The sequence below is a fragment of the Paraburkholderia dipogonis genome (genome assembly GCF_042680985.1).
Taxonomy (GTDB): Bacteria; Pseudomonadota; Gammaproteobacteria; order Burkholderiales; family Burkholderiaceae; genus Paraburkholderia; species Paraburkholderia phytofirmans.
Genome location: NZ_JBHUFR010000006.1, coordinates 776,814 through 791,234 on the forward strand (window position 1 = coordinate 776,814; position 14,421 = coordinate 791,234).

Here is a 14,421-nt window from a genome sequence, read left to right on the forward strand (position 1 = left end):
GTTGCAGGAGTATTCGCGTCATGTCGGCAATTTCAAGGGGTTCGGCCATGCCCCTGTTCGACCGTCTCGCCGCTGCCGGCGAGACGCAACTCACGGGCGCGAATGCGCTCCGTGAGTCGGTGGCGCGCGACCTGGGCAGGCTGTTGAATACGCGTTCGCGGCTCACTTTCGAAGCGTTCGGTGAGAGCGACGGCAGCGTCATCGATTACGGCGTGCCGGATTTCTCGGAGCGTTCGTTGCGCTCGGGCGGCGATCGCGACGCGATCGCCGCGGTCATCCAGCATGCCATCGCTTTGTTCGAGCCGCGTCTGAAGGACGTGAGCGTCAGTTTTGCTTTTCCCGCCGAGCGCGCCCCCGACGCGATTCTGATGATCGGCGGACAGATCCGTGAACAGACAGGCGTGGGCCACGTGGCCTTCGAACTGGCGCCGTCGGGCCATCACACCGCTGATCCGCGCTGGGTGGAACATGGCTGAACTCGCGCACGACGACATTCTCCAGTACTACAAACGCGAACTGTCCTATCTGCGCACGCAGGGCGCCGAATTCGCGCAGCGCTATCCGAAGGTCGCCGCGCGGCTTGCGCTGCACGGCACCGAATCGCTCGATCCGCACACCGAGCGGCTGATCGAAGCGACCGCGTTTCTCGCGGCGCGCGTGCACCGCGATCTCGACCAGGAATTTCCGCAGGTCGCGTCGGCCTTGCTGGACAACGTGTGTCCGTCGCTGGTTCAGCCGACGCCCTCCATGACGGTCGCGCAGTTCGAACTCGATCCGAGTCAGGGCAAGGTGACGGCGGGTTTCAAGGTGGCGCGTCACACGGGACTGCAGGCGCTTACCGAAAGCGGCGAAGCTTGCCGGTTCCGCACCGCGTGGGACACCACGCTGTGGCCGCTGCGAATCAGCCGGGCCGCGTTCGGCGACGACTCGACGCTGCGTCTCACGCTCGAATGCGAGCCGGGCGTCGATTTTGCGGAGCTGGAACTCAAACAGTTGCGCATTCATCTGCACGGCGACTGGATGGTGACGATGCCGCTTTACGAGCTGCTTGCATCGGCCGTGACGGACGTATCGCTGCGCCCGCAAAGCGGCGGCGGCGTGGTTCTGCCCGCATCGGCGTGGCGCGAGGTGGGCTATGCGGAGGCGGACAGCGTGCTGCCGCAGCCGCCCCACGCGCAGCCGGCCTATGGGTTGATGCAGGAGTATTTCGCCTTTCCGCGCAAGTTTCATTTTTTCGATCTGCACCATCTGGCGGGCCGTCTCGGCACGGGCCGCACGTGCGAAATCGTGCTGCATCTCGAACGCGTGCCGCGCGGGCTCGGCATGCTCGGCGCGCAGCATTTCAAGCTCGGCTGCACGCCCATCGTCAATCTGTTTTCGCAGACGAGCGAGCCGATCGCGATCGATCACCGTCATTACGAATACCGGCTGGTCGCGGATCAGCGGCGCGACGCCATGACGGAAATTCACTCGATCGTCTCCGTGGTGGCGTCCGACCCGTCGATGGAACGCTCGGCGACCGTGCCGGGTTTCTCCTCGATCGATCACGTCGACGCCAACGGCGCGACGGTCTTTTGGTCGGCACGCCGCGAACACAGCTTGCGCGAGAACGTGCAGGGCACCGACATGTTCCTGAGTTTCGTCGACGCGAGCAACGCCGTCAGCGAGCCGGCGGAGCCGGTGGTCTACGCGAACGTGCTGTGCACCAACCGGCATCTGGCCGAACAGGTGCCGGTGGGCGCCCGCATGCTGGTCGACAAGGTGTCGCAGAACGCGCGGGTGCGCTGCCTGTACGAACCGACGCTGCAGCGCAATCCGCCGCTCGGCAGCGAGACGCTGTGGCGTTTGATCTCGTTGCTGACGCTCAACTATCACTCGCTCGTGAGCGGCGCGACGGGCCACAAGCAGTTGCAGGAAATGCTGCGTCTGTTCGCCTCCGAGAGCACCCGTGAACAGGACCAGATTCGCGGCATCAAGAGCATTCAGGCGCGCAGCGTGACCGCGCATGTCGGCGCCGACGCATGGCGCGGCTACTGCCGCGGCACCGAAGTCAGCATCGAGTTCGACGCGCATGCGTTCGTCGGCGGATCGCCGTTGCTGATGGGCGCGGTGCTGGCGCGGTTTTTCGCCATGTACACATCGGTCAATTCTTTTGTGCGGTTGGTGGTGCGCCGTGGAGACGAGATATGGAAGCAATGGGAGCCGATGACCGGTTGCCAGCAGCTGCTCTGATCGACCGGCTCATCGCGAATCCGCAGGGTTTCGATCTGTTCCAGGCGATCAGTCTGCTCGAGCGCGCCGTGCCGCATGCGCGCGCGCTCGGTCGCGGCAACGGCGCGGGCGAAGCCGTGCGGTTGAGCGGTTTCGTGTCGCTCGCCTTCGAGCCGAGCGATGTGCACGGTGTGCGGCGCGGCGAGTCGCCGAGGCATCCGTCCGCTCGCCAGAGCGAGCCGCAAGACGCATCTCACGCACACGAGCATCAGCATGACCACGACCGCGACCGCGACCGGCAAACGCCGGCCTACACGCTGTCCACGCCGGTGCTTACGCTTGCAGGCGCAAACGGCCCGCTGCCCATGCCGTTCACGGAGCTGGTGCTGGAAGGCCGCGCACGGCGCGAGTTCGCCACCGCCGACCTGCTCGACATCTTCAATCACCGCTTTCTCTCGTTTCTCTACCGCAGCCGCAAGAAGCACGCGCCCGGTTTGAACTGGCGCTCGCCGCACGCGTCGGCGCTGGCCGCCTGTCTCGATGCGTTGAGCAATCTCGGGCTGCATGGTGCGCTGCGCGGCCCTCACGAGGAACGGCTGTGGATGCGTCATGCCGGTCTGCTCAGCGCGGCGCCGCGTTCGATGACAGGTCTGCTCGCCTTGCTGTCCGACCGCCTCGGCGTGCCGGTGCGCGGCATGCAGTTCGTCGGCGGCTGGCGCCAGATCGACGCCACGGATTCGCTGCGGCTCGCGCGGGTGGGTTCGCGCGCACCGCGGCTCGGCGGACACAGTGTGCTCGGGCGGCGCGCGTGGGATCAGGCCGCCGGCATCCGCATCGAGTTCTCCGACCTGTCGCGTGAGCGCTTTGCCGCATTGCTGCCCGGCGGCCGCGATCACGCGCTCGCGCAGTGGCTGATCCAGTGCTACGTGCAGCAGGATTTCGACGTCGAGTTCGTGCTGAAGCTCACGCCGCAACGGGTGAGCTGCGCGCTCGGCGGCCCGCATGCGGCCCGGCTCGGCTGGACCTCCTGGGTGGCCGGCGGCCAGCAGAGCGCGCAAGACGACGGCGCCTCGCTCAACGCCGCGCGCACCAACGCTACAACAAGCGCACGCGGCACGACTGCCGTGGCGCCGGCTCCGGTTCGTCTCGCGCTGCGCGCGGCCGGCCAACCCTCGCGCCATTACGAAGGATGCAGCGCATGAACATCGATATCCGCACGTTGCTGAGCCGGCTCAATCCGGAGTGCAAGCATGCGATGGAGCAGGCCGCCCAGGCGTGCGTGCGGCAGACCCATTACAACGTGGACGTCGAGCATCTGCTGCTGAGCCTGCTCGAAGCGGATGCGCCCGATCTGCACGCGATCCTCGCGCATTTCCAGATCAAACCGGAAACGCTGATCGCGCAACTCCAGAAATCGATCGATCAGTTCAAGCGCGGCAATGGCCGCACGCCGGCTTTGTCGCCGAACTTTTCGTCGCTGTTTCAGGAGGCGTGGTTATTGAGTTCGATGCTGCTCGCGGAGCAGCAGATCCGCTCCGGCACGCTCGTGCTCGCACTGCTCGAAGTCGACAGCTTGCGCGGGCTGCTGCTCGAATCGGCGCCGGCATTGCTGAACATTCCACGCGCCACTTTGCGCGAAATGCTGCCGACCGTGCTGGCCGGTTCGGCGGAAGACGCCGGCGGCGCTGCTGCACGCAACGCCGCATCAAGCGGCAAGCCTGCCGATGCGTCCGGCGAAACGGCTGGCGCGCAAGTGCAACCCGCCATGCCGTCGATGTCGCGCGCGCCGGGCGGCGGCACGCAACGCACCGCACTCGACCAGTACACCGTCGACCTGACCGGCCTGGCGCGCGAAGGCGCGATCGATCCGATTCGCGGCCGCGATGCGGAGATCCGTCAACTGATCGACGTGCTGCTGCGGCGGCGCCAGAACAACCCGATCCTGACGGGCGAGGCGGGCGTCGGCAAGACGGCGGTCGTCGAAGGTTTCGCGCAACGCATCGTACAGGGCGACGTGCCGCCCGCGTTGGTCAACGTGTCGGTGCGCTCGCTCGATCTCGCGTTGTTGCAGGCCGGCGCCGGCGTGAAGGGCGAGTTCGAGAATCGCCTGAAGTCGGTGATCGCCGAGGTGAAGGCCTCGCCGGTGCCCGTGATTCTCTTTATCGACGAAGCGCATCAGCTGATCGGCGCGGGCGGCAGCGAAGGCCAGGGCGACGCGGCCAACCTGCTCAAACCGGCGCTCGCGCGCGGCGAACTGCGCACCATCGCCGCGACGACGTGGGCGGAATACAAGAAATATGTGGAACGCGACCCGGCGCTGGCGCGGCGCTTCCAGGTGGTGAAGGTCGAAGAGCCGAGCGAAGCGGTGGCCATCGACATGCTGCGCGGCATGGTGCAAAAGCTCGCGGAACATCACGGCGTAGAAATTCTCGACGACGCGGTGCGCGACGCGGTCAAGCTGTCGCATCGCTATATTTCCGGCCGCCAGTTGCCCGACAAGGCGATCAGCGTGCTCGACACCGCGTGCGCGCGCGTGGCGATCGGGCAGAACGGCGTGCCCGAGGAAATCGAAGCGCTCGGCCGCTCGATCGAGACCAACGAGAACCAGTTGCGCATTCTGCGTCACGAAGCGGCCACGGGCAGCGATCGCGCGGACGCGATTGCGGCGGTCAACAAGCAGCTCGACGAAGAGCGCGCACAGCATGCGCGTCTGTCCGACAAGCTCGTCACCGAAAAGCATGCGGTCGGCGAAATCATCGCGTGGCGCAAGAAGATCGGCCTCTATCTGGCGGACGAACGCAAGGCCGCCGAGGGTGACGACGCCGACGACGGCGCGTCGCTGACGGCGAATCTCGCGCGCCTGGAAAAAGGGCTCGAAGCGGTTCAGAGCGATGAGCCGATGGTGCCGGTCTGCGTCGATTCCGCCATTGTGGCGAAGGTGATTTCCGGCTGGACCGGCATCCCGGTAGGCCGCATGCTCGCCGACGAACTGCACACCGTGCTGTATCTGCAGGACAAACTCGCCGAGCGCGTGGTCGGCCAGGATCAGGCGCTCGACGCGATCGCGCGCCGCGTGCGCACGTTCCGCGCCGATCTCGACGATCCAGGCAAGCCGGTAGGCGTATTTCTGCTGGTCGGGCCGAGCGGCGTCGGCAAGACCGAAACGGCCTTCGCACTCGCGGATACGCTGTATGGCGGCGAGCGCAACATGATTACCGTCAACATGTCCGAGTTTCAGGAGGCGCATAGCGTGTCCGGCCTGAAGGGCGCGCCGCCCGGATACGTGGGCTACGGACGCGGCGGCGTGCTGACCGAAGCGGTGCGGCGTCGCCCGTACAGCGTCGTGCTGCTCGACGAAATGGAAAAAGCCCACCCCGACGTGCTCGAACTGTTTTTCCAGGTATTCGACAAGGGCGTGATGGAAGACGGCGAAGGCGTGCCGATCGACTTCAAGAACACGCTGATCCTGCTGACTTCGAACGCGGCGCAGGACATCATCACCGACGCGTGCCAGGGCGGCCGCCGGCCGGAACCCGAGGCGCTGAGCGAACGCCTGCGGCCCGCGTTGCTCAAGCAGTTCAGTCCGGCGTTTCTCGGCCGCCTCGTGCTCGTGCCGTATTACCCGCTCGGCGACGCGCAGATCACGTCGATCGTCAATCTGAAGCTCACGCGGCTCGCGCAGCGTTTCGAGCGCAATCACCATGCACGCCTGACGTGGGACGAACCGCTCGCCGCGCTGATCACCGAGCGCTGCAAGGAAGTGGATAGCGGCGCGCGCAATGTCGATCACATCCTGACGCAATCGATCCTGCCGGAACTGGCGCGCCAGGTGCTGGAACGCATCTCGATCGCGGAGCCGTTCGGCGGCGTGCATCTCGCGCTGAACGGCGCGGGCGGCATCGAATTCCGCTTCCTGTCGGTCGAGGAGGCGTAGCAGCATGTCCAGCGTGCCCAGCCAGGCCAACAGCTTCATCTCGGTCACGACGCCGTTCGGCGCCGACGCGCTGCTGCTCGACGGATTCGGTGGCCGCGAGGCGATCTCCGAGCCGTTTCATTTCGACTTGCGGATGCACTCGACAAACCTGGCGCTGGACGCGCAGACGATCATCGGCAAGAGCGTGACGGTGACGGTCAAGGATCAGGCCGGCACGGCGCGTTACTTCAACGGCATCGTCAAGCGTTTCGCGCATACGGGCGCCAATTCGCAGTACGGTTTCTATTCGGCCGAACTCGCGCCGCGCCTGTGGCTGCTCACGCTCGGCCAGGACCGGATGATCTTTCAGAACCAGAGCGCGCTCGACATCGTCAAGACCGTGTTGGGCAGTTTTCAGGTGCCGTTCGAATTGCGCATCAGCAGCACGGACTATGCGGTGCGCGAGTACTGCGTGCAATACGACGAAAGCGCGTTCGCCTTCATTTCGCGGCTGATGGAAGAGGAAGGCATTTTCTATTTCTTCAGCTTCGCGAACGGCGCGCACACCATGGTGCTCGCCGACAGCCCGTCGGCGCACCAGGTCGGTCAGCCCACGCTGTATTTCGCGCCCGACAGCAGCATAGCGCCGCGCGCCGAGCGGGTCTCCGACTTCACCATGACGCAGGGCATCGTGTCCGGCGAACATGTGCTTGGCGATTACGACTATCTTGCCGCGGCCAGTTCGACGGCGTCGTCTGTCGGGAGCGCTTCGATTCCTACCGGACGGCGCTTCACGTTTCCCGGCAAGTACGCCACGAGCGCGGAAGGCACGCGCAAATCCGCGGTCCGGCTCGCCGCGCAAACCGTGCAGCAGCAAACCGGACGCGGCGCGAGCTATTGCTATGCGTTGACGGCCGGCACGTCGTTCGAGTTGAGCGGGCACGTCAACGGCGCGCTCAACGTGTCGTATGTGGTGCGCGACGTCACGCATACGGCGTCGAACGATACGTACAGCAACGAATTCCATGTGTTTCCGGCGTCGGTGCCGTTTCGCGCGCCGCTCGTGACGCCGCGTCCGCTGGTTGCCGGCACGCACACCGCGAAAGTGGTCGGCTCGTCCGGCGAGGAAATCTGGACCGACGCGAACGGCCGCGTGAAGCTGAAATTCCCCTGGGACGGCAGCGCCGCCAACGATGAGAACAGCTCGTGCTGGGTGCGCGTGTCGCAGGCCTCGGCGGGCCAGGGTTGGGGGCATCTGTTCCTGCCGCGCATCGGCCAGGAAGTGGTGGTGAGCTACGTCGACGGCGACCCCGACCGGCCGCTCGTGACCGGCAGCGTCTACAACGGCCAGAACGCGCCGCCGGTCGCGCTGCCTTCGCTGCAGACACAAAGCGTGATGCGCTCGCGCTCGTCGAAAAGCGGCACCGCCGGCAACGAAATCCGCATGGAAGACAAGCTCAATGCGGAAGAGCTGTACTTCCACGCGCAAAAAGACATGACCGTCGCGATCGAGAACGCGCTCAGCACGACCGTGATTGCCGGCGCCGAATCGCATGTGATCCAGAAGGGCGACCGCACGATCGACGTGCAGACCGGCAAGGAAACGCACAACGTCAAAGGCACTCGTACGCTCGACGTGACCGGCGACGAGACTCACACCAACCACGCGGCTTTCACGCAGAACGTGACCGGCAATTACACGCTGAAGGTCAGTGGCAATCTCGTGCTCGACGTCAGCGGTTCGATCAGCATCAAGGCGGGCACCTCGCTCAGCAGCGAAGCCGGCACCACGCACGCGAGCAAGGCGGGCACGACCTTGAGCAATGAAGGACTGTCGCTTTCCCACAAGGCTTCGACGACGCAGACGGTCGACGGCGGCGGCATGCTCGCGCTCAAGGGCGGGCTGGTCAAACTGAACTGAGGCAAGCGATCGAAACTTTCCTGTCACCGCCAGCCGCAACTTCCGCCGATGCGTCGATTCCACCGCAAGCGGCGGATGGCGTGGCGCGCATCGTCGAAGAACGCGACGATGCGGGCCGTCTCGTCGGGCGCGCGTCTCTGGTGGGCAGCGTGGCGCACGGCGAGAGCACGCGCTATGCGGCCGACGGCACCGCGCTCGTACAGGCCAACTTTGCGCACGGCGCATTGAACGGCCCGCTGACTGCATTCGACGAGCAGGGCGTTCCGCTGCAGCAGGCGCACTACCTGAACGGCAAGCTGCATGGCGTGACGATGCTCTATCAGGAAGGCCGCGTCGCCGCGCGTCAGCACTATGTGCACGGCGTGCTGCACGGCGAGAGCGTCTCGTATGCGCCGTCGGGGCTCGTCACGTCGCGGCTGATTTACCAGGCGGGCAAACTCGATCGCGAGGCGGTGTTCATGAGCGACGGCGTCGTCGTGCGGCGCGTGAACTACCGCCACGGATTGCTCGAAGGCGAAACGCGCGACTACTCGCGCGAAGGCGCGCTGGTTCAGTCGTCGCCTTATCGGGCGGATCTGCTGCACGGCACCGTGCGCCGCTTCGCTCCCGATGGCAGCGTGGTCGAAGAGCGTGTCTACCAGCAAGGCAAGCCGCAAGGCGAATGGCGCAAGGTCGACGCGGGCCAGGCGCCCGGCGCTTCGACCGCCGCGCCGCGGCTCGTCAGGCATTTCGAAAAATGGGTGAGGGGCTAGACGTGGGCATCCAGGTAACGGCGGGAACCACGCTCCAATGCAGCTTCGGCGCCGCGCCCGGCACGCTCGGCGTGCTGCCGGCAAACCGGGTGTTGTCCGGCGCGCCGGCGGCCACCATCATGGACCATCTGCCGATGGTCAACGTGATGCCCTTCGGCATGTGTAATTGCCCGGCCAATCCGATGGTCGCCGCCGCGACCGCCGCGGCGCTCGGCGCGCTCACGCCCATGCCGTGCGTGCCGGTCACCGCCGCGCCGTGGGTGCCGGGTTCGCCGACCGTGCTGATCGGCGGACTGCCCGCGCTGCAGAACTCGTCGAAGCTGATGTGCTCCTGGGGCGGCGTGATCCAGATCGTCGCGCCCGCGCAGTTCACCACTATGGTTCCTTGAGGATAGAGGCCAATGCAGCAATACGTTTTTTCCATGACTTCGCGGATGATGACCATCGCCGCGGCCTGTGCGCTGTTGCTCTGCGTGCTGCTGTTTGTGCTGGGCATCGAGATCGGCGCGCGCTTCAGCGCCGACGCGCCGCGCGACGCGTCCACGGCACCGGCGGCTCGCGCCACGGTCGCCACCGGCAGCGTGGCGCCGCAACCGGCTTTGCCGGGCGCCAGCGACCTCGCTCCGGTTCCCGCTTCTTCGACTCTTTAAGACTGGTACTTGTCATGTCGTTTCCGCTCCTTATCCTCGCCCGGTACCTCGACCGCCAATCCTTCGCGGCCTGCCTCACGCGCGGCGTGCAGCGCCGGGTGGCGCTGCTGCTCATCGCGATCGCCGCGGTGACCACGCTCGCCGTGCTGAGCTCGCCGCCGGCCGGCGCCGCCGGCACTCCGCCGGCGCCCGCCGCGGCCGTGTCTGTGTCTGCGGCACCCGGCGCCGCTGTTCCAGCCGCGCTGCCGACCACTTCTACGGGCCTCGTGCAGATGCCGGACGGCCGGCTGCTGGCGCCGGAGTTCGCCCGCATCGTCGGACGGGGCGAGCTGGTGGTCGCGGTGCTCGGCGTCGATCAGCCGCCGTTCTTCGAAGAACACGACGGCAAGCTGACCGGTCTCGACATCACGCTCGCCACCGACATCGCCAAAAAACTCGGCGTGAAGGTGCGTTTCAATCGCGACGCCAAGACTTTTGACGATGTTGTGAGCCTGCTCGCTAAAGGTAAGGCGGATATTGCCGTCAGTAAGCTATCGCGGACGCTGTCGCGCGCGCAAGTGATCAGTTTCAGCGCGCCGTATCTGAGCCTGAAACGCTCGCTGCTGCTCAATCGGGTGAAGTTCGCGCAACTGGCGCATGGCCGGCCGGTGCCGGAAGTGATCCGCGCGTACGACGGCTCGATCGGTGTGGTCGCGAATTCGTCGTACGCCGGTTATGTCACCAACAACTTTCCGAAGGCGCAAGTGCGTAGTTATCCGACCTGGGACGCGGTGTTGAGCGCGCTGAACGCCGGCGAAGTGACGGCGGCTTTCCGCGACGAGTTCGAGGTCAAGCGCGTGCTCAAGATCGACCCGACCGCGTCGCTGCGGCTGCGTGTGGTTACGCTGCAGGATCTGGAGGACACGCTCGCCATCGGTGTAAACGTGTCCGAGCCGACGCTGCTCGCGTTCGTCAACCAGTTTCTGGCAGAGCGCAATACGAAGTTCGATGTCGGCACGGTTCTTCAGGCCACCGATCACTGATACGCATCACGCAAGAGAGCACACCATGAATTCCAGCAGGATCTACGCATTCGTACTCAACCCGTGGGTGGTGATCGGCAGCCTCGCGATCGGCGGCGCGCTCGGCCTGCTCATGCCGGTCGAGGCGCAGAAGCTCGGCTTCATCGGCGATATCTACGTCGATCTGCTGAAGATGACGACCTTGCCGTTCATGATTTCGGCGGTGATCTTCAGCTTGCAGCGCCTGTTTCGCGACGGCGGCACCTCGCGCCTGCTGGTGCGCGTCATTACCGTGTTCATCTGCACCTCGGCGACCGTGGCGGTGGTCGGCGCGATCGTGCTGCTGACGCTGCATCCCGGCGCGAACCTGTCGAGCGCGACCATGCGCACGTTCGGCCTGATGGTGGGCAGCGACGCGACCTCCAGCGACACCGTGATGAACCTGTACGGCGCCGACGTCCCGCAACCGTCGCTCAGTTTCTCCGACGTGCTGACGAGCCTCGTGCCGACCAACATCTTCGCGGCGCTCGCCAACGGCGATGCGCTGAAGGCGCTGGTGTTCGCGCTGCTGTTCGGCCTCGCGGTCGGCCGCGTACCCGAGCGCATTTCGGCGGGCCTGAGCCAGTCGCTGGAAACGATCTATCACGCCTGCCAACGGCTGATGCACTGGCTCAGCTATCCGCTGCCGCTGATCCTGATCTGCATGAGCGCCGCGCAGCTCGGCAAATCGGGCGTGGGGCCGCTGCATGCCATGCTGCAGTTCGTGATCGCTTTCTTCGTCGTATCGGTGCTGTTGCTGATGCTCGCGGCCGCGATCATCTGGAAGCGTTCGAGCCATAGCCTCGCGAGAACGCTGGACGCGCTGCGCGCGCCGTTCGCGCTGGCGCTCGCCACCCGCAATAGCGCGGCCTGCATGCCGAGCATGATCGAAAGCCTCGTCGACAAGCTGGGTTTCGCGCGTTCACGCGTCGAGCTGCTGGTGCCGCTCACCATTTCGCTGCTGCGCGTCGGACCGATGGTCTATTACGTGTGCGCGACGCTGTTCATCGCGCAACTGTACGGGCGGCCGCTAGGCGTCGTCGAAGTGGCGACCGTGCTGCTCGCTTCGGTGCTGGCCGGTTTTGCGTCGGCGGGGATGACGGGGCTCGTCACCGTATCGCTGGTAGGCATGACGTGCGCGTATCTGCGCCTGCCGTTCGAAGCCGCGTTCATCCTGTTCCTCGCGGTCGATCCGTTGTGCGACATGCTGCGTACGCTGATTCTCGTGATCGGCAACGCGGCCGCGGTCACGCTGATCTGCCCGCGTCCGCTGAAAATCTAGGAGCCTCGATGGCACTCATCGGAATCCTCGGCGGCATGGGGCCGCTCGCGACGGTCGACTTCATGGCCAAGGTCGTGCAGCTCACCGACGCCTCCTGCGACCAGCAGCATCTGCCGATGCTGGTCGCCAATCTGCCGCACATCCCGGACCGCTCGCGGGCCATTCTCGGTGACGGCGAGGATTGTCGCGGCGCTCTGCTGGAAGGCATCGATCTGCTGAACCGCAACGGCGTCGGGCTGATCGCGATTCCGTGCAATTCGGCGCATCACTGGTATGCGCAGATCGCGGCGCGCAGTGCCGCGCCGGTGCTGCATATCGCCGAGGCTTGCGTGGCCGCGGTGCCCGCTTCGGCGCGGCGGGTGGCCGTGCTCGGCACCGGCGGTACGCTGAAGTCGGGCTTCTATCAGGCCGCGCTGGGCGCGCGCGACATCGAGCCGCTGGTGCCCGGCGCGGACCTGCAGCAAAGCATCGCGGCGTGTATCCGCGAGGTGAAGGCCGGCGCGCTCGAACAGGCGGCCGGCCACCTGTCGGCGGTGCTCGACACGCTGGCCGCGCAGGATGTGCGCGCGGCGGTCATGGCCTGCACCGAGATCCCCGTGGCGGCGCGGCATCTGTCGAATCCGCCGCTGACGTTGATCGACAGTTCACTCGAACTGGCACGCGCCACCGTCACGTTCGCGGTCGCGCGCGGCTGGAACAGGCCGCAATGAAGACTTTGCAGACGCTCTCGCAGAGCACGCTCGGCTTGCTGCTGTGCGTGGCCGTGGGCGGCTTGTGCGGCGTGTTCGCCGCGCCGGCCGGCGCATTCGCGTATTTCATCGGGCAACTGTATCTGTCGGTCGTCAACATGGCGGCCGTGCCGCTGCTGGTGGTGGCGACGTTTTTCGGCTTGCGCCAGGTGCTGGCGTTGCCGCGCCCGGCCGTGCGCGTCGGCACGATTCTCGGTCTGGCGGTCATGCTGGTGGTGCTGTGCGCGATCGGCGGAACGCTGACCGGCGTGCTGATGATGCCGGGGCAACATCTCTCCGATGCAGCGCACGCGCAGCTTGGCGGGCTCGTCCTCAAAAGCGCGAGCGATGCGGAAGAAGTGCGCATCACACTGTTCGATCACGGCGCACACGCGGCGTCGAGCGTCAGCGCTTACGGGGTGCAGGATCTGTTTCCGGATAACTTCTACCGGGTGCTCGCGGAAGGGCGCTCGCTCGGCATTCTGACCGGCACGCTGCTGTTTGGCATGGCATTCGCCACGCTCTCGCGCGAGCGAACGAACATGCTGAACAGCGTGTTCGAAGGGATCTATCGCTCATTGGAGATCGTGATTGCGCGCGCCAACCTGCTGATTCCGGTGCTCGCTTTCGGCATGGCCGCGCATCTGACATCGCATACCGAACGCGCGACGCTCAGCGCGATGGGCGGCTTTCTGCTGTGCTTCCTGCTGGCCACCGTGCTGTTCGGCGGAATCGCTTTGGCGATGATCGCGGCGCGCAGCAGCCAGCCCTTCGGTCGCGTGCTCGCGGGTCTGAAGGCGCCGCTGCTGGTCGGCCTGACCTCGGGCAGCGCGACCGCACCGATCCCGCACACCATCGAGGCGATGAGCACGGTGCTCGGATTCAGCCGCGGTGTGGTCGAACTGGTGGTGCCGTTCGGCTCGGTGTTCCTGCGCGCCGGCTCGGCGCTGTACTTCGCGCTGGCGACGGTGTTCGTCGCGAACCTCTACGAGCGTCCGCTCGGCGCCGGCGAGATCGCCATGATCGGCGCCGCCGCGGCGGTGGCCGCCTTCGCCTCGGCCGGGCAGAGCGGGTTGGCGACCGCCGGCTACACCGGCATCGTGCTGTCCTTGCTGCATCTGCCGGTGGAAGCGGCCGGCGTGCTGTTCGTCACCATCGATCTGATCTGCGAAGGGCCGCGCAACGTGCTGAGCCTGCTGTCGGTGTGCGCGGTGATCGCGCTCGTGTCGGCGGGCTTGCCGTCGGAGCGCACACACATGGCCGAAGCGCGCGGCGACGCCGAACTCGGCGAGGTGTTGCGCTTCGCGTTCACGCGCGCGCAGCTCGTGCTGGCCGCCGGCTGCATGGTCGTGGCGGCATCGCTGATCGTCCTGATGGGCATTGGAGTTGGAGCGAGATGAGGAACTGCCTGATTAGCGAACGTACTAGCGAACCTGCGCGCCACCTGTCGCGCCGCGCAACTCGCCTGCTGATGGCGCTGGGCTGCGCCTGCGTTCTCGCGAGCTGCGGCATGCTGGGCATGAGCGGCGAGAAAGCCTCCTGGTCGCAGGTCACGCTAGCGGCCAGCGACGACGTCAACAACAACAGCCCCGTCGCCGTCGATGTCGTGCTGGTCAGCGACGACGCGATGCTCGCGCGGCTCGCAGAGCTGCCCGCGTCGAAATGGTTCGCGGGACGCGGCGACCTGCTCAGCACGTTCCCGAAGAGCCTGCGCTACCGCAGCTGGGAGCTGGTGCCGGGCCAGCGGCTCGACGTAACGGACGATGCGTTCGCGGGCCCGCGCGTGGTCGCGGCCTTTGTGTTTGCCAATTACCCGGACCCGGGCGCGCATCGCGTCCGGATTCAGAAGTTCAGCGGGCGCCTGGTCGTGCAGCTGGACAGCAATAATTTTTCCGTCGCGGATACGAAATGACAGCGTGTGCAG

At 66.2% G+C, this 14,421-nt stretch carries 13 protein-coding genes; all 13 read left to right on the forward strand.

The features are described 5' to 3' along the window. Nucleotides 1-20: 20 nt before the first annotated feature. Nucleotides 21-476 carry a type VI secretion system baseplate subunit TssE gene (gene tssE, locus ACFSNN_RS08170; protein ID WP_134465438.1) on the forward strand — a complete coding sequence of 152 codons (456 nt, stop codon included), beginning with the start codon at nt 21-23 and terminating at the stop codon, nt 474-476. Further along, the gene (gene tssF / locus ACFSNN_RS08175) at nt 469-2,232 is read left to right on the forward strand and encodes a type VI secretion system baseplate subunit TssF (RefSeq protein ID WP_134465437.1); all 1,764 of its coding nucleotides are present in this window, start codon (nt 469-471) and stop codon (nt 2,230-2,232) included. Before tssE ends, tssF begins: the two co-directional genes overlap by 8 nt. Beyond that, the gene (gene tssG, locus ACFSNN_RS08180; RefSeq protein ID WP_134465436.1) at nt 2,187-3,413 is read left to right on the forward strand and encodes a type VI secretion system baseplate subunit TssG; all 1,227 of its coding nucleotides are present in this window, start codon (nt 2,187-2,189) and stop codon (nt 3,411-3,413) included. Before tssF ends, tssG begins: the two co-directional genes overlap by 46 nt. Beyond that, nucleotides 3,410-6,145: a type VI secretion system ATPase TssH gene (tssH, locus tag ACFSNN_RS08185; protein WP_134465435.1), complete on the forward strand. Its 2,736-nt coding sequence runs from the start codon at nt 3,410-3,412 to the stop codon at nt 6,143-6,145. Before tssG ends, tssH begins: the two co-directional genes overlap by 4 nt. Nucleotides 6,146-6,149: 4 nt before the next feature. Continuing rightward, a complete protein-coding gene (gene tssI, locus ACFSNN_RS08190; RefSeq protein ID WP_134465434.1) occupies nt 6,150-8,045 on the forward strand; it encodes a type VI secretion system tip protein TssI/VgrG in 1,896 nt (631 codons plus the stop codon). An 80-nt stretch (nt 8,046-8,125) separates the two neighbouring features. Next, complete coding sequence (locus ACFSNN_RS08195; RefSeq protein ID WP_244323029.1) at nt 8,126-8,797, forward strand: toxin-antitoxin system YwqK family antitoxin; 672 nt, start codon at nt 8,126-8,128, stop codon at nt 8,795-8,797. A gap of 2 nt (nt 8,798-8,799) precedes the next feature. Beyond that, complete coding sequence (locus tag ACFSNN_RS08200) at nt 8,800-9,186, forward strand: DUF4280 domain-containing protein (protein WP_134465656.1); 387 nt, start codon at nt 8,800-8,802, stop codon at nt 9,184-9,186. A 12-nt stretch (nt 9,187-9,198) separates the two neighbouring features. Next, the gene (locus ACFSNN_RS08205) at nt 9,199-9,447 is read left to right on the forward strand and encodes a hypothetical protein (RefSeq protein ID WP_134465432.1); all 249 of its coding nucleotides are present in this window, start codon (nt 9,199-9,201) and stop codon (nt 9,445-9,447) included. Nucleotides 9,448-9,461: 14 nt separating this feature from the next. Further along, nucleotides 9,462-10,469, forward strand: a complete 1,008-nt coding sequence (locus ACFSNN_RS08210) for an ABC transporter substrate-binding protein (protein ID WP_134465431.1) — start codon at nt 9,462-9,464, stop codon at nt 10,467-10,469. 25 nt (nt 10,470-10,494) lie between these two features. Next, nucleotides 10,495-11,769: a dicarboxylate/amino acid:cation symporter gene (locus ACFSNN_RS08215; RefSeq protein ID WP_134465430.1), complete on the forward strand. Its 1,275-nt coding sequence runs from the start codon at nt 10,495-10,497 to the stop codon at nt 11,767-11,769. 8 nt (nt 11,770-11,777) lie between these two features. Continuing rightward, nucleotides 11,778-12,479, forward strand: a complete 702-nt coding sequence (gene cuyB, locus ACFSNN_RS08220; protein ID WP_134465429.1) for a cysteate racemase — start codon at nt 11,778-11,780, stop codon at nt 12,477-12,479. After that, nucleotides 12,476-13,897: a dicarboxylate/amino acid:cation symporter gene (locus tag ACFSNN_RS08225; protein ID WP_134465428.1), complete on the forward strand. Its 1,422-nt coding sequence runs from the start codon at nt 12,476-12,478 to the stop codon at nt 13,895-13,897. The genes cuyB and ACFSNN_RS08225 overlap by 4 nt, the downstream gene beginning before the upstream one ends. Before the next feature lie 110 nt (nt 13,898-14,007). Next, nucleotides 14,008-14,409 (forward strand): hypothetical protein, encoded by a 402-nt coding sequence (locus ACFSNN_RS08230; protein WP_341868452.1) that lies wholly within the window; start codon nt 14,008-14,010, stop codon nt 14,407-14,409. Nucleotides 14,410-14,421 lie beyond the last annotated feature (12 nt).